This is a genomic window from Kitasatospora sp. NPDC098652 (assembly GCF_044760155.1).
GTDB lineage: Bacteria > Actinomycetota > Actinomycetes > Streptomycetales > Streptomycetaceae > Kitasatospora.
The window spans coordinates 215,023-235,150 of the sequence record NZ_JBIWAQ010000006.1; the positions used below are offsets into that span (position 1 = coordinate 215,023).

Here is a 20,128-nt window from a genome sequence, read left to right on the forward strand (position 1 = left end):
ATCGTAGTTGACCCCGACGGGCGGACCGGGGCGGCCCCTGGGGGTGATCGTCCGAAACGGGTTGACCGGGGTGGTTCGTGATCGGCAGCATGTCGCCCCGGATGTGCACGGGGTGTGCGCACGGGCGTCATCGGGGGTGGGGACGTGAAGTTCTCGGGGTCCATGGGCAGGTCCGCTCTTGTCGTCGGCGCGGTGCTGCTGCTCGCGGCGTGCTCCGGTGGAGGTGGCACGGCCACCTCGCCGTCCGCCGCGGCGACGCCGTTCGGCACGGCGCTCGACCAGGCCCTCTCGCCGGTCGGAGTGGATTTCGGCAAGGCGACCTCCGCCAAGAGCGCCTTCGACCTCGACGACGTGCTCTCCCGCCTGGCCTCCGACGCCAACCGGGCCGCGCGGAACGTGAACGCCGCCGCCGCGCCCGCCGGGGCAACGGCCGCGCGGGCCGACCTGGCGACCGCTCTGACCACGCTCGCCACGGACACCGAGGCCGTCCAGAAGGACATCTCGGTTCACAAGGTGTGCTCCGCCGCCGCCGGCCTGGCCCAGTTCGGCGGTGGCCAGGGGGTGACCGGAGTCTCGGCCGCACTCGCCAAGCTGTCGGCGGCCGGCTACCGCACCGCCTTCGCCGTCCCGGACCTGCCCAAGCCGCAGGCGCAGCCGCGGAGCCTGGACAACGGCACCGTGGTCCGCGACGGCGGCAAGGGCGGCAAGGGCGTGGTGAAGGTCGACAACAGCGGGTCGACGGACGCGGTCTTCACGATCGCCGCCAACGGCGCCGCCGTGGCCTCGGTGTACGTGGCCAAGGGGCAGCAGGCCACTGTCGAGGGCGTCGCGGACGGCGTGTACGACTTCTACTTCACCGTCGGGGCGGACTGGGACCCCGTGGCCAAGGTGTTCGCCCAGGGCTGTGCCTTCGCCAAGTTCACCGGCACGCACGACTTCACGCCGGACCACGGCGGCACGATCTGGACCCTCACCGTCGTCACGCCGGACGGCACGGAGCGGCGCGACATCGACTGGTCGGTCGAGAAGTCCTTTCCGCAGCCGTAGCGTTCACCGTCGCCGCACGTAACGGGCATACCAGGACGGGTTGTTGCCATTCGGTGGCACAACCCGTCCTGCACAGTGGCGAGTTGTGCGGGAACTGTTGACCGTTTGAAGTGACCATGGCACTTTCGTGCGGGCGTGGGCCTCGGCGACCAGCCGGGCGGCCCGCGATCCCCCACAAGGAGAGCCATGTTCAAGAGACTTGTCGCGATGGCCGGTGCGAGCGCCGTCGTCGCCGGAGGGCTGGTCCTCGCCGCCGCCCCCGCCCACGCCGTCCAGGCCGCCGACCTGACGTCGACCATCGCCCTGGACGACTGCTCCGCCTCGCTGGTCCGGTTCCCCACCTCGGCCTCCGGCGACCGGGCCATGATGCTCACCAACGGGCACTGCCTGCCGACCATGCCCCCCTACGGCCAGGTCATCCAGAACGTCAGCGCCAGCCGCAGCGGCACCCTGCTGGACGGCGCGGGCAACAGCCTCGGCACCGTCCAGGCCGACAAGGTGATCTACGCGACGATGACCGGCACGGACGTCGCCCTCTACGAACTCACCGACACCTTCGCCTCGATCAGCTCCCAGTACGGCGCCACCGCCCTCACCATCAACGACGCCCACCCGGTCGACGGCTCCTCGATGTACATCCCGTCCTCGTACTGGAAGCAGGTGTGGAACTGCTCCGTCAACGGGTTCGTGCCCACCCTGCGCGAGGACGAGTGGACCTGGCACGACTCGCTGCGCTACAGCTCCGGCTGCAACACCACCCACGGCACCTCCGGTTCGCCGATCATCGACTCCGCGAGCGGGCGGATCGTCGGCATCAACAACACCGGCAACGACGACGGTGCGATGTGCACCCTCAACAACCCCTGCGAGGTCGCCGCCGACGGCTCCACCAAGGCCTTCAAGGGCCAGAGTTACGGCGAGGAGACCTACTGGTTCACCACCTGCGTCAACTCCGCCCGGACCGTCGACCTCACCGTGCCCGGCTGCCTGCTCACCAAGCCGGCCGGCGCCGCCGTCTCGGTGGCCAACCCGGGCAACCAGTCCACCGCGGTGGGCGGCTCGGTCAACCTGCAGATCAACGCCTCGGGCGGCACCGCGCCGCTGTCCTACTCGGCGAGCGGGCTGCCGGCCGGCCTGGCCATCAACGCCTCGACCGGCGTGATCACCGGCTCGCCGACCGCCGCGGGCAGCTCCAACGTGACGGTGACGGTGAAGGACTCGGCCGGCAAGACCGCCTCCGCCAGCTTCACCTGGACGGTCACCGGTGGTGGCGGCGGCTCGTGCACCCCGGCCCAGCTGCTCGGCAACCCGGGCTTCGAGACCGGCACGGCCTCGCCGTGGACGGCGTCCAGCGGTGTGATCGACAACGGCTCCTCGGAGCCGTCCCACGGCGGTAGCTGGAAGGCGTACCTGGACGGCTACGGCAGCACCCACACCGACACGCTGTCCCAGACGGTGAGCATCCCGGCCGGCTGCAAGGCGACGCTGAGCTTCTGGCTGCACATCGACACCGCGGAGAGCGGCAGCACCGCGTACGACAAGCTGACCGTGTCGGTCAACGGCACCACGCTCAAGACCTACTCGAACGTGGACGCCGCGGCGGGCTACCAGCAGCGCACCTTCGACCTCTCGGCCTACGCGGGCCAGAGCGTCACCGTGAAGTTCACCGGCACCGAGGACTCCTCGCTGCAGACGAGCTTCGTGATCGACGACACCTCCGTCCAGACCAGCTGACGCACAGTCGGACGACGGGCCCGGCGGCCACGGCCGCCGGGCCCTCACAGTTCCTCATGTTTCGCTCAACTTCCCTACGCCGCAAGGGTAGATGGTTAGGATGCCGACGGGCGCCGAGGGCCGGGGGGTTCGTCGGCACGACTGACCACATGCTTTGAGGGCGGGGACGAGTGACTGATCTGGATTTCGAACGCAAAGTCAATCCGTGGCTCTTTGACAAGTCGGGGAACCTGACGGAGGACGCGAAGAAGCAGTTCCCGGACCTCGCCGCCGCTGCCGCCGGTGCGGCGGCCCCGGGATGGCAGCCGCCGCACGTGTCGGCCGCCGGCGCGACGGTGAGGGTGAGCCCGGACGCGCTGCGGAAGGCGTCGGGTAACGCGAGCACCCTCCACACCAACTTCGACAAAGCATGCAAGGACGCCTGGAAGGACCAGCCGGGCGCCACCCAGGGCATGTCCAAGAGCTGGAAGATCGTCGGAGCCCTGGCCACCGCGCAGGAGGTGTGGACCGCGCAGGCGCAGGCCACGGGGGGACTGCTGGGGCGCATCTCCAGTGTGCTGTCCACCAACGCCGAGCAGTACGCCCAGACCGACCAGGCGAACGCCGGCAAGTTCCCGACTCCCTGAGGCAGGTGGCATGAGTACCTATTCCGATCTGCGTCAGGAGTCGTTCCAGGGCCTTGAGACCCTGGCCACGGCTTTCGAGGGGCTGGTTCGCAACTGGAAGTTCTCCTCGGAGCTCACCGGTGACGTGATCACGCCGTTGCAGGGCTCCAACTGGAGCGGAGACGCAGCCGAATCGGCCGCCACGGCGGTCACGACGGCACGCAACGAGCTGGATGCGGCGTTCGAGGAGGCCAGTGCCATCGGCAAGGCGCTGCGTGAGGCACACACCGAGCTGGCCGCCGCCCGAGCCGACCTGGACGCGGCCTTGAAGAAGGCCGCGGACCACTCCCTCACCGTGGACGCGAACGGCGTGAACGTCAGTTGGCCCGCGCCGACCAACGAGGCGGACAAGCACGACCCGAGCTACGAGCAGACGTACCGGAGGCTGGCGCAGGAGGTCGGCACCGACATCTCGAAGGCCGTGGCCCGGGCCGAGGCCGCGGACGCCGCGGCCGCCACCGCGCTCGGAGGCGCGACCGGGGCGGACCGGACGGCCTTCCGGCCGTCGTCGGGCCCGGAAGAGCAGGGCAAGCAGGCAGCCGACCTGTTGAAGCTCGCCGGGAACATCAGCGACGCCCAACTGGACCAGCTCAACAGGCTCTTGAAGGACCACGCCAACGACCCGCAGTTCACCACCGCCTTCTACAACCGGCTGGGGCCGGACGGATTTCTCAAGTACTACGGGTCGATGGCCACGGTCTCCGCCGGAAAGGACGGCCGCAGGCCGCAGGCCATCTCGGACCTGCAGAAGAACCTCGGCCTGGCCCTGGCCACCGCCACCGACACCCACAACCTCCCGCACCTGTCGGACGAGTGGGAGGCGGGCCTTCGAAAGGCCGGAGCCACCCGGGTGGAGGTCCTGCCAGGCGGTAACAACCGGGCCGGCGGCAGCGTCCAGCCGTACGGCTACCAGATCCTGTCGAACATCCTGCAGGCCGGGAAGTACGACCCGCACTTCCTCAACCCCGTCGCCGAACACGTCACCCAGCTCGCCGAGATGCCCGGGTTCTTCACCTCGACACCCTGGATCGGCTCGGACCTGGACCAGATGAAGCTGCTACGAGGTCCGGAGGGCGGCTTCAACCCGATGGTGGGCGTGCTGGACGCACTCGGGCGCAATCCCGAGGCCGCGACCAAGTTCTTCCACGATCAGAAGACGGAGTACAACCTCGACGGGTCGGTGAAGTCCTACAACCAGGCGAACGACTACCTCAAGAACCTGACTGCGGGGGGTGGCCAATCGCCGCTCCAGGACATCCTGCCGGGGAACGGCTTCATCCCCGGTGGTCACGCGGAGGCGCCCGGCGTCCACGCGCTCGGCCTCGCCCTGGAGGCGGCCACCACCGGACGTGCCTCCGACGCGTCTCCGGACGCACCGCTGCCGCAGCACACCCGGGCGATGGCGGAGGTGATGCACGACGTGGTCGACCGGTTCGGGAACGGTGACGGACCCAAGCTGCTCCGCAAGGGGGCTGACTTCGCGGACCTGGCGCCCGGGCTGGGGAGTCTGACCGCCGCTTACATGGGAGATGTCCAGTCGGCGATGGGCGGCTACGACAAGACTCTGCCGACCTACGGCGAGCCGGCGACGCTCAACCACAACAACACCGTGAAACTGCTCGGGGCGCTGGGCCGCAACCCCGAGGCCTACGGCACCATCGCCCAGGCCCAGCAGGCCTACACGACGGCGCACATCCAGGACGTCATCCTGCACCGGGATTCCCACGGCGCCCAGTTCGACACGGCCGTCTTCAACGCGGCGCACCCCGGCGGTGAGGTCGCCGGGATCCTCACCTCGGCCCGGACCGACGCGTTGGTGAATGGGATGAAGGACGACGCGAAGGCGTACAACGATTCCATCGACAGGAACGTCAAGTGGGGCAGGAAGGTGTGGGACATGACCGGCGGCAAGCTGCTGGCACCGGTTCCCGGTGCCGTCCCGGTGGTGAACTACCTCATCGACCACGCGACGTCGAGCTACTACATCAAGGACCTGAACACCATGGACACTGCCGTGTCGTCGACTGGCACAGGGTCCGATGCTGTCCAGAGCTCCGTGAAGATGGCGGTGGAACGGGCGGCACAGGGAACGGGGCTGACTCAAACTCAGGTCGATGACCTGTCCCAGGGGGCCGTGTACGCGGCGGAGGCCGGTGAAAGCCACAGCCAGGCGCTGTTCACCCTTGCCCTCAATGGCTGAGGGCAAGTGGCTCCGGCAGCGGTGGCTCGCTGCCGGGGGCGCGGCGGTGCTCCTCGCCGGAGCCGGGTTCGGGTTGTGGTGGAGGTCGGCTCACGCACCGGCGGAGCTGCCCGTCGGCGCCTGCTGGTCGGTGCTCACCCGGGCGGATCTCAAGCCCCTGGCGGAGGGCGAGCACGGGACGTTCGTCGAGCACTATGGGCTTGACTACGGCGAGCGGCTCCGTCCGACCGGGAATGGCCAGAGCTGCGAGGTCCGCCGGGGCCTGGAGGCTCCCCTCGTGCAGATCAATGTGTGGTTGATGGACGAGTTCGCCATGAACGCCGTCTACGGCGCGGGCGCGAAGGAGTCCAAGAGTCGGCTCGATTTCGGCGTGGACGTGCAAGGGTGGGTCGGGCCGGTTGATGTGGGCCTCGGGCTCCGGTGCGACAATCCGGAGACCACGCGGCTGGGCGAGCCGTACGTGGGGGTCCAGGTCTTCACGCGCGACAACACTCCGAAGTCGGCCCGGAGCCACCGGGCGGTCCTGGACATCGCGTTGAAGACCGCCAAGGCCGTCGTGGCGAGTTACCCGTGCTCGAACCCGGTGCACCTGCCGGACAGCGTCCCGGAGACCGCGGCGAACATTCCCTCGCACGCCCCCTGACACCCGCGAAGCCGCCTTAGGATCATCGGATGATCGAGCCGATAGACCTGGTGATATTCGACTGCGACGGCGTCCTGGTGGACAGCGAGGTGATCGCCGTGCGCGTGGTCGGGCGGCTGACCGCCGAACTCGGGTGGCCGCTCGGCGAGGCCGAGGTGGTCGAGAGGTTCGTCGGGCGGTCGGAGGCGGCCAACCACGCGATGGTGGCGGAGCGGCTCGGGGAGGAGGCCGCGACGCTGTTCGACAAGCGGTTCCGCGAGCTGCACGCCGAGGCCGTGGACGCCGGGCTGACGCCGGTGGACGGGTTGCCGGAGGCGCTGGACGCCCTGGCGGGGCTCGGGCTGCCGATGTGCGTGGCGTCCAGCGGTACGCACGAGAAGATGCGGCACACCCTGGGCCGGACCGGGCTGTACGGGCGCTTCGAGGGCCGGATCTACAGTGCCACCGAGGTCGGGCGCGGCAAGCCCGCGCCCGACCTGTTCCTGCACGCCGCGCGCAGCATGGGCGTCGACCCGGCCCGCTGCGTGGTGGTCGAGGACAGCGGCCCCGGGGTGACGGCCGCCCGCGCCGCCGGGATGCGGGCGCTCGGCTACGCGGGCGGCGTCACGGCGGCGGCGCGGCTGGCCGGGCCGGGCACGGTGGTGTTCCGGGACATGCGGGAGCTGCCCGCGCTGATCGCCGCCGGGGCGGTTCACCAGGGGTAGAAGCCGCCGTCGGGGTGGAAGAACCGGCCGGTCGGCCCGGTCAGGGCCGCGCCGAGCTGGTGGGCGATCCGGCGGCCGCCCTCCTGGACGTCGGACGGGCCGGAGTGGTGGTTGAGGTCGGTCGCGCAGTGGCCCGGTTCCAGGGCGCTGACCTTGATCCCCTCGGCGCGCAGGGTGCGGGCGTAGACCAGGGTGACGGCGTTCAGCGCGGCCTTGGAGGTGTTGTAGCCGAGCAGCGCCGCGACCTGGCCGGCCGGGGTGTCCGGGTCGGCGAGGACGGAGGAACTGCCGAGGCCGCTGGAGACGTTGCCGATCAGCGCGGCCGGGGAGCGGCGCAGCAGCGGCAGCATCGCGTTGATGACGGTGACGGCGCCGAAGACGTTGGTCTCGTAGGTCGCGCGCAGGTCGTCCAGGGGCAGGCTCTCCGGGGTGGTGCCGAGGTCCCGGGTGATGCCGGCGTTGTTGACGAGGGTGTCCAGTCGGCCGTACTCGGCGTCGACCAGTGCGGCCGCGGCGGTGACGGTTGCCGGGTCGGTGACGTCCAGGCGGACGGCGCGGGCGGTCAGGCCCTCGGCGGTGAGGGTGGCGGCGGCCGCGGCGCCGCGCTCAAGGTCGCGGGCGCCGAGCAGCAGGGTGTGCCCGGCGCGGGCGAGTTCGGTGGCGGTGGCGAGGCCGATGCCCTTGTTGGCGCCGGTGATCAGGACGATGCGGTTGGTGGTCATGCCTCGACCCTGGCCGGGCGGCGGCCGGGCCGGGAGAGCACTGTCGAGGGTGGTACCGGGAGTGCCATGGTCGGCGTGCGGGGGCGGGGCCAGACTGGGGGCGTGGAACACGTGGACCGGGCGGAGCTGGCCGCCTTCCTGCGGCGCTGGCGCGCCCGCATCCAGCCCGCCGACGTCGGCCTGCCGGCCGGCGGGCGGCGCCGTATCCCGGGCCTGCGCCGCCAGGAGGTCGCGCAGCTGGCGGGCATGTCGGTGGAGTACTACATCCGGCTCGAACAGGGCCGGGGGCCGCGCCCGTCCCGGCAGATGATCGGGGCGATCAGTCGGGCGCTGCGGCTGTCCGACGACGAGACGGCCCACCTGCACCACCTGGTCGGCGAACCGCCGTTGCCGCCCAGCGGCATGTCCCGCGACGTGCGGCCCGGCATCCTGCACCTGCTCGACCGGCTGGACGACACCCCGGCCATGGTCTGCAGCGCCGCCCGCGACGTCCTCGCCTGGAACGCCATGGCGGCCGCGTTGCTCGGCGACTTCTCCGCCCAGCCGCCCGGCGAGCGCAACCTTATCTGGCGCTTCTTCACCGACCCGGAGTCCCGTGCCCGCCACGAACCGGACGGCGCGGCCCGGTTCGCCCGCCGGGTGGTCGCCGACCTGCGGGCCGCCGCCGCCCGCTACCCCGCCGACAGCGGCCTGCGCCGCCTGGTCGAGCGGCTGCTCGCGGCCAGCGCCGAGTTCCGCGAGCTGTGGGCGCAGCAGGACGTCGAGATCCGCAGCTCGACCCACAAGCGCATCCTGCACCCGGTGGTCGGTCCGCTCGACCTCGACTGCGAGGCGCTGCACGACCCGCACCGGGACCAGTGGACGATCTTCTTCACCGCCGCGCCCGGCACGCCCTCGCACTCGGCGCTGCGGCTGCTCAAGGTGCTGGGCGGTCAGGATCTCGCGGTGCGGGGTTGAGCGGGCGCGTCCTCGGCTATATTGAACGCGTTCAAATGAAGTCGGAGGGGGCAAGGAGGCACGGGCGCATGGACGTCGTGGCGCGCGCGGTGATCGTCTGGATGGCGACCTGGGGGGCGCTCGTCACGTCGCTCCTGCTGCCGGTGCTGCTTCCGAATCAGTGGCACTACTACATCTACTCGCCCGCCAGCGTGGGGCTGTGGATGCTGTCCATGCTGGTCGGCCCCTTCGTGGCCGGCGGCGTCAGCCGGCGGTGGATCCGTACCGGCGTCTGGCGCGGCGGGGTCTGAGGCGGGGTGGGGCCTGAGGCCGGGCGGGGCCTGAGCTGGGCGGGGCGGGGCCGACTTGAGCGTGGAGGAGAGCGCCCCCGGGGTGGCGGAGACCATCGAGCGGCACCGGGGCAAGGGCGGCCTGCACGTCGTGGCCCACTTGGGGCAGGTCGTGTCCTGGTAATTCGCTTGCCGGGGGCTCGCGGCGCTGGCAGGGTCGGGCGCCATGCCCCAGAAGATGCACGCGGACGAAGTGGACCTCGACGAGGCGCTGGTCCGCCGGATGGTGGCCGTACGGTTCCCGCAGTGGGCCGGCCTGCCGGTCGAGCGGGTGGACTCGGCCGGGACCAGCAACGCGATGTTCCGGCTCGGCGCCGAGCTGGTGGTGCGGATCCCGCGCATCCCCGGGGCGGCCGAGGACATCGGCAAGGAGCACACCTGGCTGCGCCGACTGGCACCCGAACTGCCCGTCGCCGTACCGGTTCCGGTGGCCCTGGGCGAGCCGCTCGACGGCTGCCCGTGGGAGTGGTCGGTGCTGCACTGGCTGGACGGGGCCAACCCGGCTGCCGGGGACGTACGTCAACCGGGCCTGCTGGCCGCTGACTTGGCCGCGTTCGTGACCGCGCTGCACCGGGCCGACCCGGCGGGCGCCCCCGCCTCCTACCGCAGCGAGCCGCTGGCGGCGCGGGACGCGGCGGTCCGGCGGGCGATCGCGGCGCTGGCGGGCGTGGTGGACGCGGCGGCGGCAACCGGGCTGTGGGAGGCGGTACTCGGCGCGCCCGAGCACCCCGGGCCGCCGGTCTGGATCCACGCCGACCTCCAGCCCGGCAACCTGCTGGTCGACGGGCCCGGCCGGCTCAGCGCCGTCATCGACTTCGGCTGCGCCGGCCTCGGCGACCCGGCCGTGGACCTGCTCCCCGCCTGGTACGTGCTCCCGGCTTCGGCCCGTGACGCCTTCCGGACGGCCGTCGGCGCCGATGACGCGGCCTGGGAGCGGGGGAGGGGCTGGGCGCTGTCCGTGGCGCTGGCGGAGCTGGACTACTACGGCGACAGCAACCCCCGGATGGCGCGCACCGCCCGGTACGTGCTCGGCGAACTGCTCGCCGACCACGGCAGGGAGGCGTGAGGAGGCCTGAGGAGCCCTGAGGAGCGCTGAGGCAGCCTGGAGGGGACGCCTGACGGGCTGCTACGACGGGGAGGCGGTGACCTGAGCCCCCGCAAGGGGCCGCTTGGCCATACCCAGGCGCTCGTACACGGCTATCGCCGACTGATTCCCGCCGTGCACCATGAGGGCGGCCCGCCCGTGCCGGCGCACCAACTCCCCGAGGACGAAACCGCAGACGGCCTGCGCCAGCCCGCGCCCACGGGCGGCGGGGTGGGTGCACACGCCGGCCATGAACCCGCAACCGGCCGCCGACCAGACGTCCGCCGCCACGGCCAGGGGCTCCGGTGGGGTGCGGCTGTCGAGGGAGTCGACGATCCCGGCCCAACGGTGCGCACCGCCGTCCCCCGGCTGCGCGAACGAGTCGGGGAAGAAGCGGTCGAACAGCGAGGTCGCCTCCTTCACCGTCACCTCGTCCAGCCACTCCACCGCGACGGCGGGCGGAGCAGGTACGGTCGAGGTCTCCATCCAGTAGAACCGGGGGAACAGCGACAGACCGGGGATCGCGTCGGCCAGCGACTCGATCAACGACGCCTGGCCGACGGGGCGGTAGGTCGGGCCGACCTCGGTCAGCACGCGCCGCACCAGCCGTGCGGCGTCATCGGCACTGCCCCTGACCGCCAGCCGGTCCCGCGCGGAGAGATCGGGGCTCGCCACCGCGAGGGCCGTCCCGTGGCGCCAGGCCCGCACTCCCGGGCCGAGTCGGCCGCCGTGCTGCCCACAGCAGGTGCCCGTCTCCGGCTGCGGCTTCCTCGACGTCGTCGAGACGTATGAGTTCTTCCATGGGTCTCTACCTATCAAGCGGTTTGATCATGTGCAGTGATCCAGCACTCACCTGGCCTCACCTGGGGTCGGCGGCAGCCGCCACTCGAAGGGCCACAGCTCGGCCGCCCAGGCGGGGCCGGTTTCGGCGGGGGTCGCGGGGGTGCGCAGCAGGGTGCGGTGACGGAGGAGTTCGCGGCGCTCGGCGGGGGTGAGCAGGCGCTCGTCCGGCCCGAGGTTGCCGTAGGCGTTCGGGTCGAGGTCGGGGCGGCCGTCGATCGGGGCGTCCTCGGCGACGTTGAGCAGGTCGCCGTCGGCGGTGCGGTAGTCGAGGCGGAAGTCGGTGCGCCACTGGGAGTTGCCGCCCCAGCCCTGGGAGAGGTCCCGGGTGGGGCGGTGGGCGCGGCGGTGCGTCCAGAACAGCGGCCAGCGGTCGGCCACCCCGCGTTCCGCGTGCGCGGCGCCGGCCCGGACCCGTACGCCGGCGCGGCTGAACAGCAGCTCGCCGAGCATCAGGCCGGGGTGACGGACCTCGAGGATCTCGATGGGGGAGTCGCGGTCCTCGGCCTGCTCGACCTCGGTGATCTCGTGCAGGAACGGGTCGAAGGGGTGCTGTTCGGCGACCGGGGTCATGCCGAGGGCGGTGAAGAGGTGGAGGTGGGGCGGGAGTTGGGGGTCGAGGAGCAGGTAGTCGCTGACCCGGCTGAGGGCGTAGAGCTCCTGGAGGAGGTCCTTGTCCTCGGTCCACCAGTGGGTGCGATGGGTGGCGGCGAGGTGGAGGTGGGCGCGGTAGTCGGCGGTGGCGGCCTGGTCGAGCCAGGGCGCGATGACCTCGTCGTAGGGGCCGTCGGTGTCGAGTAGCGCCTCGTACAGCGCGCGAGCGTTCACCCCGGCGATCCTGGCAGGTTTTGCCGAACGGTCAACCAAAATGAGGGCCGGCGCGGGTAGCGTCCCTGGTCATGAGCTTGGTGGACGTGAAGGAGCAGGCGGCCCAACTGTCGGACGCGTGGCGGTCGGTGGTGCTGGCGCGGGTCGGGACGGCGGCGGTGAAGGTGCTGCGGATGGACGGCCGGGAGCTGCCGGAGGAGGTGCACGGGACGGCGGAGGTGTTGGTGGTCGCCGACGGCGTCCTGGAGCTGGAGTTGGGTGGTGAGGAGCTGACGGTCGGCGCAGGGGAGCTGTGCCGCATCCCGGCGGGCACCCGGCACGCGGTACGCGCGGGCAGCCGGGGAACCCTGCTGATCGTGGAGGTCGGGGAGGACTGATGATGAGCGTTGCCTCGCCCGGAAAGGGGCGAGGCACCGCGATCACGGGCGCTCAGAGGAGACCGAAGTCGAACTCCCCGGCGGAGATGGCCCTGATGAAGGCCTCATGTGCTGCGCGATCAAACACAAGTATCGGGCCGAAGAGGTCCTTCGAGTCGCGGATGTAGGAGTTGGGGCCGCTCGGAATGGCGACCTCGACGCAGTTGACATCTCCGGCGCTGTATGTGGACTTCTTGAAGGTCAGGTCGGTCACTTGATCTTGTCTCTCTGTGCGGTGATGAACGCGAGCGAAGAGTCGACGGACATCGCTTCAGCTGTGATCTCCTGGAACTTCGCCCGATAGATCTCCACATCGGCTGGATCCTCGACCCACATGCTGCTCAACAGCCCTTCGACCAGGACAACATCCAGGTCCTGCCGCTGCGGGAACCCCATCAGTGCGAGGGCTCCAGTCATTCCCGCATGGATTGCCGCACCGATTGGCATGACCTGAATGTTGATGTTGGGCAAGCTGCTGAGCGTCAGGAGCCGGTCCAACTGCGGGACCATGATCTCCGGGCGGTTTGCGTTCGAGCAGAGGGCGGCCTCATGGATGACGGCCCACACCTGCACGGGGTTCGGGCGCGTCAGGATGGACTGGCGTGCCATCCGAACCTGAACGAGATCCTCTACCGATCCACCAGAGCTGATGCGCAGCCGATTGATCACGATGCGCGCATAGTCGGGGGTTTGGAAGAGGCCTGGAATGAACGCCGGCTCATACGTTCGATAGGTGACGGCGTCGGCTTCCAGAAGGATCAGATCGGTTGTGGTGGTGTTGATGACATCGCGATAGCTCAGCCACCAGCCGCGCTTGCTCCCATCCTTGGTGATGGCGATCAGCCCGGCCCGATAGTCCTCGTCGTCGCAACCGTAGAAGTCGAGGAGCTTCTCTACATCTTCGACCTTGGCTGCGGTGTGGGCGGTTTCGATCCGAGTGAGCTTGGCCTGACTCATCCCGGTGGCGTCCGCGACTGTTTCTGCGGTGAGCTTCCGCTCCTCACGGAGCTTCCTCAGCACACCGCCGAGCCGCCGTCGACGAACGGTCGAGACTGCCATCTTGTCCCCTCCTGAGCTGTCAGTTGACCAGTCTGCCCGTGCAAAAGGCCGTGGCGCCACCGACAACTAGCAGTCTAAGTCGCCGAATTCAGGTTCGATTTGCAAAATTGCGACTTATGGCGAGTGAGTTGCGCTAGGTGTCGCATAGGCTCCATGCTGAGAGTAGCGGGCCGCATGCATTGAGTGTTCGGTGGCCCTGTGATCTCGCCGTTGCCTGAGGCGTGCCTGCCGGTATGCGGCGATGAATGATCCATTTCGCCCCACGGAGGTATCTTCGTGTTCTCCCTCGAACTCCCCCCTGACTGGTCGGCCCCGCGCGAGGAGTTGCGCGAGGCCACCTCGCGCGCCGGGTGGAAGCCCGACCTGGTCGCCGACGCCGAGCTCGCGCTCCTCGAACTCTTCGTCAACGCCTGGCGCCACGGCGGCAGTGCGGCGCCCATCGTGGTGGTCCTCATCATCGGGGAGGTGCTCCGCGTCTCGGTCAGTGACGGGAGCCCCGTCCTCCCCTCCCCGCGCGAGGACTCCGACCCGTTCGCTGTCTCCGGCAGGGGCCTGCACCTCGTCCGCTCGCTCACCCACCGTTTCGGCACGGAGCCCCGCAAAACCGGCAAATCCGTGTGGTTCGAGCTGGACGCCGCCGCGTGAGCGCCCCGATCGAGCCGGCCGACCCGCGCATCCGTACCTACACCGAGCCCGACATCACCCGTCTGCTCGCCGAACTCGCCGAGCGCGGCCGGAAGTTCGGTCTGCTGTGGCCCTCCGCCACCACCGACAGCGTCGTGGACGGCCGAGTCCTCGTCCGCTTCGGCAACGCGCCGACCAGCACGGTGCTCAACCTCCTCGCCCTCCTCCGCTCCCACGACACCACCGAGGACGACACCCCGTGCGACTCCTGATCGGCCTCGCTCTCCTCACCCTCCTGATCCTCGCCATCGCCGTCGTCGGCCTCGGTGCGGTCGCCGTCCTGCGGATGCCCCACCGCCCGGACGACGCCACTCCCGCCGCGCCTCCCACCGCGCCTCCCACCCGCGACCGCCAACCGGTGGCCTGACTCCGCTGAAACCCGCGCCGCCCGGTCGGACCCGCCGGGCGGCTACTGGTCGGACTCGTTGACCTCCCTTACAGCGGTGGGCAGTTGGGGTCGGCCGGGACGGCGGAAGGACGCGGCGATGGTCTGAGCCACCTCGGCACGCTGGCGGGCGGTGCACCCGGTCATCAGGCGTTCCAGGCGACGGAGCACGAGGACGTCCCGCCACGCCCGGATCGCTCCGCTCACCACGCCGCACAGCAGGGCGCCGGCCAGGGCAACGGTGGGGGTCATCGGACGGCCTCCGCCCAGTCCGAGGCGGGGGCGTCGGGAGGGCCCCCGTGATCGCAGAGGCCATGTCGCCTCAGGACGACCGTTCGACCGCCGATCATTGCGGTCGCCGAGGTGCTGTAGAGCTCGGCGGCGTCCATCGGATCGAGCCCGTCGGCCAGGCCGTGGGCCAGCATGGCGGCGAAGACCGCCTCCACGCTGTCGCCGCAGCACCATTCGATCACCAGGTCGGACATGCCGTGGGTGTGACAGTTGGCCACTCCGTGAGCGGCGGCGGCCCGGTTCAGCAGGGCTGGACGCCGCAGGAGCCTGCTCCACAGCAGATCGCGGACGTCCGGGGCGTCGGCCTGGTCCCATTTGTCGGCGCGGGTGACTTCGGCCTGGTGGACCGGTATCACGAACTCGCCCGGGAGCTCGCGGGGCGCCCCGAGCGGCGCGCCGTCGGCTCGCAGCAGAGTGATGCGGGCAGGGAGGATCGCGCTCTCGATCACGAGCCGCCCGCTTCGGACGGACCATCGCACGCCGGCGACTCCCCCGACCATGCGGTGCGTTGCCATCGGGCCGACCAGCAGTTGGCCCACCGCCTCGTCGGCCATCGCCGGGTGGAGGTGCAGCGTGAGCCCGTCTCCGTCGTGCGTCGTGAAGAGGACCCCCAGCACGGCACCGTCGCGCTGACGATCGCGAAACACGTTGGCGAGAGCGCTCACCACCATGGCCTCGAAGCGCAGTTGGCCAGGATCGGTGGTGTCGGATACCGAGTGTTTGATGAAGACCCTGACCTGCCCGGCGAGTTCACGAGCCCGCCAGAGTGGCAGACCGCTCAGCCGCTGGATGCGCCTGGCCAGACGGGTGACATTGTCCGACGCGGACATGCGACTCCAATCCCCCCACGGAGCCGTCCGGCGGCGGCTGGAGAGACAGGTGCGTCTGTCTGTGCGTACGGATGAAGAGGGACAACGCCTGCGGGTGACTCTCCGGAGCCCTTCGCCCACCCCGGCCGCCGGTGACCGAGTGTGTGGGCCTGTTGCCACATCAACGCAACCAGCTTACACACGCCAGGGGTTGGCCCGTCGTGAATCCTCAGTAACCGCAGTTCTCCTCGCCCCAGGTGTCGAACCAGCGCAGCCAGATGGGCGTGTCCTTGCCGTGGTGGTGGTGCCTCCTGTCGGCCTCTCGCTGTTCCGGGGTGATCAGGGGTTCCTCGCGGGCCAGCCAGTCGAGGTACCACTCGGCGAAGGTGGCCGGGCGGCCGTCGTCGGTCAGGAGCGGGTTGAGGCGGTCGCAGGTCGGGCGGCCGTCGAACCACATGGTGCCGCGGTGCGGGCCGGTGACGACGAGCAGGGCGGAGAAGCCGTGGCCGTGGCCCTTGAGGAACACGGCGCCGGTGACCCGGTCCGCCTCCGCCGCCTCGGCGGCCTCCTCCCAGGCGGTGCGGGCGGCGAGCCACTCCTCCGGGCGCCGGTGGTCCTCCTCGCGCGGGGGGTTGTCCCATACCGCGTCGGCCGTCGCCAGTGCGCGGTCGTGATCGGGGAACGGCGTGCCCAGCCGGGAGCGGTCGGTGTGCTCGTCACCCGCCCAGTGCCAGCCGTCCGGGCCGTGCCGCAGTTCCCTGGGGAAGCAGCCGCCCGCGCTGACCCGGAGCAGGAAGTCGCGGTAGTCGGTCGGGAAGGTGATGCCGAACTGGCGCTCCGCCCCGCCGACCTGGGCCTCGGTGAGCGGTGGCGCCGGAGCTTCACCGGCCGCCCCGCCGCGGTACCCGGCCCGCTTCTCGTACAGCGCGCGCAGCCGCTTTCCCACCTGGTCCCAGTCCGTGTTCAGCACGGTCGGTCACTCTAGCGACCGGCCTGCGCTCCTACACTGGCAGCCATGGCGGACCCGCAGCCCTTCTCGGCCTTCCACATCCCCAACGCCGACCCGGCGACCACCGACCGGCTGGTCACCGCGCTGGACGTCCAGGCCGCCAACCCCGGGGTGCGGCGGCTGCGCGAGTGGGCGTATGCGCGCCTGGCGGTGCGCCCCGGCGAGCGGGTGCTGGACATCGGCTCCGGCACCGGTTCGGAGACCCTCGTCCTCGCCGCGGCGGTCGGCCCGGACGGCACCGCGACCGGGCTCGAACCCAACCCGGGCCTGCGCGCCGTCGCCGAGCGCCGCGCCGCCGAGGCGGGCAGCGCCGCCCGTTTCCTCGACGGCGACGCGCTCGCCCTGCCGCTGCCCGACGGCGCGTTGGACGCGGTCCGGTGCGAGCGCGTCCTCCAGCACCTGGACGATCCGGCGCAGGCCGTGGCGGAGATGGCCAGGGTGCTGCGGCCGGGCGGGCGGGTCGCCCTGCTGGACACCGACTGGGCCACCCTCCTCCTCCACCCGGCCGGCCCGGAGGCCTACCCCGGGCTGGCCGCCGTCGCCCGGGCCGCCGCCAGTACCCCGGACGCCGGACGCCACCTGACGGGCTGGCTGGCCGCGGCGGGCCTGACCGTCGACCACGTCGGCGCCGACGTCCTGCTGCACGACCCCGACACCGTCCCCTGGCCGCTGCTGCGCGGTCTCGCCACGGCGGCCGTCGCCCACGGGCTGCTCACCGAGGCGCAGCGCGACGACCTGTACGCCGACCTCACGGCGGCGGCCGAGCGGGGCGCCTTCCACTTCTCCGTGACGATGTTCGCCGCGATCGGTCACCTGCCGGGCTGAGCCGATCGGGACGGTCAGGGGCGGAACGGGACGGTCCGGATTGGTCCGTCCCGGCCTGTCCACCCGCTGAGTTCGCCTGCACAGGAAGTCGGCCCGGCCGACTTCCTGTGTATCCGCCCCGCTGTCCGAGTCTGCCGCCATACTGGCCGCGCACGCAGCTCGTGCACGTACTCGTGCACGTGGCCGCCGGGGCCGCCGAGGCGGCGCCCCGTCACCTCGGTCCACTCCAGGAGTCGTTCACCCATGTCCTCGCCCGCCGCGTACCGGTCGCCGAGATCGCTCGCCACCGCCGCCATCGTCCTGCTCGTCGTCTGCGGTGCGGTCACGCTGCTCCAACTCGTCGTCGACGTCCTCCGGTACCGGGCGGCGGGTGACCTGCCGGGCGCCGTCGAGTTCGGCGACGACAGCGCGTTCGGCGTCCCGTACTGGCTCGACCTGGTCGCTCTCCTGCTGTACGGCCTGACCCTGACGGGTTCGGCGGTCACGTTCCTCGGCTGGTTCCACCGGGTGCGGGTGAACGCCGAGTGGCTGAGCCCGTACGGGCACCGGCACAGCCGCGGCTGGGCGGTCGGTGGCTGGTTCACGCCCGTGATCTTCCTCTGGTTCCCCTGGCGGATCGCTTGTGACATCTGGCAGGCCGGCGTCCGGCCGGATGCGTCCGGGGTGCGGACGCCGCTCCCGACGACGCTGATCAACCTCTGGTGGGTCAGCTTCTGCCTGGCCAACATGGTGGACGCGCTGGGCAACCAGGACATCGACGCGGCGCGTTACCCGGACGCCTACCAGCAGGGCGCGGCCTGGCTGATCGCCTCCGACGCACTCGAACTGGTCGCCGCCGTCCTCGCCGTCCTGGTGGTCAGCAAGGTGACGACCATGCAGGAGGAACGTTTCGCCGAGCACACCGCCGCCACCTCGTACGGGGTGCACGTCTCGGCCGTCGAGAGCTGAGCCGCCCCCGCTCCACGACGCGGGCGCACAGGAAATCGGTCCAGCCGACTTCCTGTGCGCTCTTCCCATGCCGTCAGGCCAGCGAGCCCGCCCAGGCCGCTAGTCGGCGGAAGTCGCCCGCCGTCAGGCCGACCTTCGGGTCGACGTGGTGGAGCAGCGCCGGACCGGGGTGGTGGGCCGCGACCCAGGCGCGGTCCGCGTCCGTGATGTTGTCGTCGACCCAGGCGAAGGGGCGGCCCTGCGCCCAGGCGACGATCTCCGGGGTCTTCCAGAACACCCCGCCGACCGGCTCCGGCCGGGGCTCGGACCAGGCGATGTACGGCAGTTCGGGCAGTCCCAGCAGGGGGCCGATGAAGGAGTTGGCCTCCTCCTCCCAGGTCGTCGCCCACACCAGGTCGAAGGGCAGCGCCGCCAGCGCCGGCCCGTGCTCCGGGTTGAGCCACACCCGCAGCGGCTTCGGCGCCTTGTGGGGCGTGCCCCACCACGCGAGCCGCCGCCGCTCGGCAGCCTCCCAGCGCGGGGTCATCAGCCGGTGGGTCCGGTAACCCTCCGGCCGCCGGTACGGCTTCGCCGCATCGGGGTTCAACGGCCCGTCCACGTCCACCAGCAGCGCTGGCCGCACCAATCCCGCACCTCCTCGACCGTCGTCGAACGGTACCCGGTGCACCGGCCGCGCCGAAGCGGATATCTCCCCCGCCCGCCGACTGTCGTAGGCGGCGGGCAAGCTGTGTGCCATGACGCTCGCTCAGTCCCTGGCGCCGGTGCCACAGTCCGTGGCTCCGCCTGTGGCACCGCCGTGGTGGCGCCCGCTGCGGCGCCTGCACCATCGGACGGTGGAACGGCGCGCGGCCACCGGGGCGAAGGATCTCCGGGCCGTCCTGGGAGTGCCGCTCGACGTGGCACTGCTGCGCCGCGCACTGATCTACCAGGCCGACGGGCAGGTCGTGTTCCGGATCTTCGCCACCGGCCTCTTCGCGGTGATGGTGACCGGATTCCTCTTCACGGCGATGAAGGGGAACTGCACGCCTGGGGGATGGCTCCCCGGGCCAGGTGCGGAGCTCAGCCCCTGTCCGACCCACCGGGACAAGGTGACCGTGGCGCAGGTGTTCGGCTACTCGGCAGCCGCGTTCACGGTGGCGGCCGTGCTGCGCAGCGCGGTGAGGGCTGTCGCCGTCAGGCCCGCCGGCAAACCGGTGCTCCCGGCGCTCGACCTCCTGCGGGCGTGCGCCCAGGCCGCTGAGCCAGGTGCGGGGCACCCGGAGGCCGCCCGACTGAGCAAGGTGGCACAGGCCTTGGGGCAGGCCCTGGTCGATGCGACGGGCCCGGTCGCGACCGACTACGGAGCCCGGCCGACCACTCGCAAGCAGTTGCGCCAACACGCCCGGCAGGTCGCCGCCCTCCTGGAACGGACCGCCGACGAGCTGCTGCCGGACCGGGACCGCGCTACCCGGAAGCTGGCCGAACTGGCGGCGGTGATCGCCGAGCAGGTCGCCGACGGGCAGTTCACCAACCTGCTCAGGGAGCACGGGCAGCCACCGGACCTGCCGACGAGCGCCCCCGAGTCGCCGGACCGCGCCGACGGGCGACGGCTGGCCGTGGCGGCCGTGACGGCGCTGCTGGTCACCATCTCCCTGGCCGTCACGACCGGGATGCTCGGCCTGCCCGCCTTCGTCACCGCGCCGCTGGCGGCGATCACCGTCCCGCTCCTCACCTTCCTGCTGCTGGCGCACCGGTTCGGCCTCAGCGAGGCGGTGCGCCTCGTCCAGGTCCTTCGGACGGTGCGGGGGGAGAACGCCATCGAGCCCACGGCGACGCCCGCGCGGCAGGAGCCCGGGTCGGACGCCGGTGGTGACCAGCCCGCTGGGGAGGTGCGGGGTGCGGGGAGATCCGCCTGAGGTTGCCGGGAAACGGCATGGCGGCCGGGGGATTGACGGGTCTATGGTCGCGCG

The 20,128-nt window shown here is 71.3% G+C and carries 24 protein-coding genes and 2 pseudogenes; 17 read left to right on the top strand and 9 right to left on the bottom strand.

What is annotated here, in order from left to right; all coding sequences use genetic code 11:
• Positions 1–144 precede the first annotated feature (144 nt).
• The 7 genes and pseudogenes from ACIQWA_RS16390 (at position 145) to ACIQWA_RS16420 (ending at position 6,993) form a co-directional block, all read left to right on the top strand.
• Complete coding sequence (locus ACIQWA_RS16390; protein WP_402482865.1) at positions 145–1,047, top strand: hypothetical protein; 903 nt, start codon at positions 145–147, stop codon at positions 1,045–1,047.
• Positions 1,048–1,413: 366 nt separating this feature from the next.
• Positions 1,414–1,851: pseudogene (locus ACIQWA_RS16395) on the top strand (trypsin-like peptidase domain-containing protein); the annotation flags it as partial.
• Positions 1,852–2,052: 201 nt separating this feature from the next.
• Positions 2,053–2,781: pseudogene (locus tag ACIQWA_RS16400) on the top strand (putative Ig domain-containing protein); the annotation flags it as partial.
• A gap of 170 nt (positions 2,782–2,951) precedes the next feature.
• Positions 2,952–3,407, top strand: a complete 456-nt coding sequence (locus tag ACIQWA_RS16405; RefSeq protein WP_402482868.1) for a WXG100 family type VII secretion target — start codon at positions 2,952–2,954, stop codon at positions 3,405–3,407.
• Between the two features lie 10 nt (positions 3,408–3,417).
• Positions 3,418–5,646 (top strand): hypothetical protein, encoded by a 2,229-nt coding sequence (locus tag ACIQWA_RS16410; RefSeq protein WP_402482870.1) that lies wholly within the window; start codon positions 3,418–3,420, stop codon positions 5,644–5,646.
• Positions 5,639–6,289: a hypothetical protein gene (locus ACIQWA_RS16415; protein ID WP_402482873.1), complete on the top strand. Its 651-nt coding sequence runs from the start codon at positions 5,639–5,641 to the stop codon at positions 6,287–6,289. The genes ACIQWA_RS16410 and ACIQWA_RS16415 overlap by 8 nt, the downstream gene beginning before the upstream one ends.
• 29 nt (positions 6,290–6,318) lie before the next feature.
• Positions 6,319–6,993: an HAD family hydrolase gene (locus ACIQWA_RS16420; RefSeq protein WP_402482875.1), complete on the top strand. Its 675-nt coding sequence runs from the start codon at positions 6,319–6,321 to the stop codon at positions 6,991–6,993.
• Here ACIQWA_RS16420 and ACIQWA_RS16425 read toward each other — a convergent pair.
• A complete protein-coding gene (locus ACIQWA_RS16425; RefSeq protein WP_402482878.1) occupies positions 6,981–7,715 on the bottom strand; it encodes an SDR family NAD(P)-dependent oxidoreductase in 735 nt (244 codons plus the stop codon). The genes ACIQWA_RS16420 and ACIQWA_RS16425 overlap by 13 nt on opposite strands.
• A 102-nt stretch (positions 7,716–7,817) precedes the next feature.
• On the opposite strand from ACIQWA_RS16425, the gene ACIQWA_RS16430 reads away from it, so the two are divergent.
• From ACIQWA_RS16430 to ACIQWA_RS16440, 3 genes are all read left to right on the top strand, one after another.
• A complete protein-coding gene (locus tag ACIQWA_RS16430) occupies positions 7,818–8,672 on the top strand; it encodes a helix-turn-helix transcriptional regulator (protein ID WP_402482881.1) in 855 nt (284 codons plus the stop codon).
• 68 nt (positions 8,673–8,740) lie between these two features.
• Positions 8,741–8,962, top strand: a complete 222-nt coding sequence (locus ACIQWA_RS16435; RefSeq protein ID WP_402482884.1) for a hypothetical protein — start codon at positions 8,741–8,743, stop codon at positions 8,960–8,962.
• Positions 8,963–9,167: 205 nt separating this feature from the next.
• Positions 9,168–10,067: an aminoglycoside phosphotransferase family protein gene (locus ACIQWA_RS16440; protein ID WP_402482886.1), complete on the top strand. Its 900-nt coding sequence runs from the start codon at positions 9,168–9,170 to the stop codon at positions 10,065–10,067.
• Positions 10,068–10,127: 60 nt separating this feature from the next.
• Here ACIQWA_RS16440 and ACIQWA_RS16445 read toward each other — a convergent pair whose 3' ends face one another.
• Both ACIQWA_RS16445 and ACIQWA_RS16450 read right to left on the bottom strand, forming a co-directional pair.
• Positions 10,128–10,760 carry a GNAT family N-acetyltransferase gene (locus ACIQWA_RS16445; RefSeq protein ID WP_402482889.1) on the bottom strand — a complete coding sequence of 211 codons (633 nt, stop codon included), beginning with the start codon at positions 10,758–10,760 and terminating at the stop codon, positions 10,128–10,130.
• A gap of 174 nt (positions 10,761–10,934) precedes the next feature.
• Positions 10,935–11,753 carry a hypothetical protein gene (locus tag ACIQWA_RS16450; protein WP_402482891.1) on the bottom strand — a complete coding sequence of 273 codons (819 nt, stop codon included), beginning with the start codon at positions 11,751–11,753 and terminating at the stop codon, positions 10,935–10,937.
• A 71-nt stretch (positions 11,754–11,824) separates the two neighbouring features.
• Here ACIQWA_RS16450 and ACIQWA_RS16455 point away from each other — a divergent pair, with 71 nt between their 5' ends.
• Entirely contained in the window at positions 11,825–12,130 is a 306-nt protein-coding gene (locus ACIQWA_RS16455; RefSeq protein WP_402482894.1) for a cupin domain-containing protein, read from the top strand.
• Positions 12,131–12,182: 52 nt separating this feature from the next.
• Here ACIQWA_RS16455 and ACIQWA_RS16460 read toward each other — a convergent pair whose 3' ends face one another.
• Together ACIQWA_RS16460 and ACIQWA_RS16465 are read right to left on the bottom strand one after the other, a co-directional pair.
• Positions 12,183–12,383, bottom strand: coding sequence for a DUF397 domain-containing protein (locus ACIQWA_RS16460; RefSeq protein WP_402482896.1), 201 nt, complete (start codon positions 12,381–12,383; stop codon positions 12,183–12,185).
• Positions 12,380–13,228 (bottom strand): helix-turn-helix transcriptional regulator, encoded by an 849-nt coding sequence (locus ACIQWA_RS16465; protein ID WP_402482899.1) that lies wholly within the window; start codon positions 13,226–13,228, stop codon positions 12,380–12,382. Before ACIQWA_RS16465 ends, ACIQWA_RS16460 begins: the two co-directional genes overlap by 4 nt.
• Positions 13,229–13,504: 276 nt before the next feature.
• On the opposite strand from ACIQWA_RS16465, the gene ACIQWA_RS16470 reads away from it, so the two are divergent.
• From ACIQWA_RS16470 to ACIQWA_RS16480, 3 genes are read left to right on the top strand one after another with little or no spacing between them, the layout of a single operon-like run.
• Entirely contained in the window at positions 13,505–13,873 is a 369-nt protein-coding gene (locus tag ACIQWA_RS16470) for an ATP-binding protein (protein WP_402482902.1), read from the top strand.
• Positions 13,870–14,124, top strand: a complete 255-nt coding sequence (locus tag ACIQWA_RS16475) for a hypothetical protein (RefSeq protein ID WP_402482905.1) — start codon at positions 13,870–13,872, stop codon at positions 14,122–14,124. Before ACIQWA_RS16470 ends, ACIQWA_RS16475 begins: the two co-directional genes overlap by 4 nt.
• On the top strand, positions 14,112–14,279 hold the full coding sequence (locus tag ACIQWA_RS16480) for a hypothetical protein (RefSeq protein ID WP_402482907.1): 168 nt from the start codon (positions 14,112–14,114) through the stop codon (positions 14,277–14,279). The genes ACIQWA_RS16475 and ACIQWA_RS16480 overlap by 13 nt, the downstream gene beginning before the upstream one ends.
• A gap of 42 nt (positions 14,280–14,321) precedes the next feature.
• Here the strand turns inward: ACIQWA_RS16480 and ACIQWA_RS16485 are convergent, their stop codons facing one another.
• The 3 genes from ACIQWA_RS16485 to ACIQWA_RS16495 all read right to left on the bottom strand — a co-directional run bounded on the left by ACIQWA_RS16485 (position 14,322) and on the right by ACIQWA_RS16495 (position 16,367).
• Positions 14,322–14,549: a hypothetical protein gene (locus ACIQWA_RS16485; RefSeq protein ID WP_402482910.1), complete on the bottom strand. Its 228-nt coding sequence runs from the start codon at positions 14,547–14,549 to the stop codon at positions 14,322–14,324.
• Positions 14,546–15,418, bottom strand: a complete 873-nt coding sequence (locus ACIQWA_RS16490) for a hypothetical protein (protein ID WP_402482912.1) — start codon at positions 15,416–15,418, stop codon at positions 14,546–14,548. Before ACIQWA_RS16490 ends, ACIQWA_RS16485 begins: the two co-directional genes overlap by 4 nt.
• 208 nt (positions 15,419–15,626) lie before the next feature.
• Entirely contained in the window at positions 15,627–16,367 is a 741-nt protein-coding gene (locus ACIQWA_RS16495) for an SMI1/KNR4 family protein (protein WP_402482915.1), read from the bottom strand.
• Between the two features lie 45 nt (positions 16,368–16,412).
• On the opposite strand from ACIQWA_RS16495, the gene ACIQWA_RS16500 reads away from it, so the two are divergent.
• On the top strand, positions 16,413–17,231 hold the full coding sequence (locus ACIQWA_RS16500) for a methyltransferase domain-containing protein (protein WP_402482918.1): 819 nt from the start codon (positions 16,413–16,415) through the stop codon (positions 17,229–17,231).
• A 243-nt stretch (positions 17,232–17,474) separates the two neighbouring features.
• A complete protein-coding gene (locus ACIQWA_RS16505; RefSeq protein ID WP_402482920.1) occupies positions 17,475–18,179 on the top strand; it encodes a DUF4328 domain-containing protein in 705 nt (234 codons plus the stop codon).
• A gap of 73 nt (positions 18,180–18,252) precedes the next feature.
• Here the strand turns inward: ACIQWA_RS16505 and ACIQWA_RS16510 are convergent, their stop codons facing one another.
• Positions 18,253–18,804, bottom strand: coding sequence for a hypothetical protein (locus ACIQWA_RS16510; RefSeq protein WP_402482922.1), 552 nt, complete (start codon positions 18,802–18,804; stop codon positions 18,253–18,255).
• Between the two features lie 208 nt (positions 18,805–19,012).
• On the opposite strand from ACIQWA_RS16510, the gene ACIQWA_RS16515 reads away from it, so the two are divergent.
• Positions 19,013–20,074, top strand: coding sequence for a hypothetical protein (locus ACIQWA_RS16515; RefSeq protein WP_402482925.1), 1,062 nt, complete (start codon positions 19,013–19,015; stop codon positions 20,072–20,074).
• The last annotated feature ends 54 nt before the right edge of the window (positions 20,075–20,128 follow it).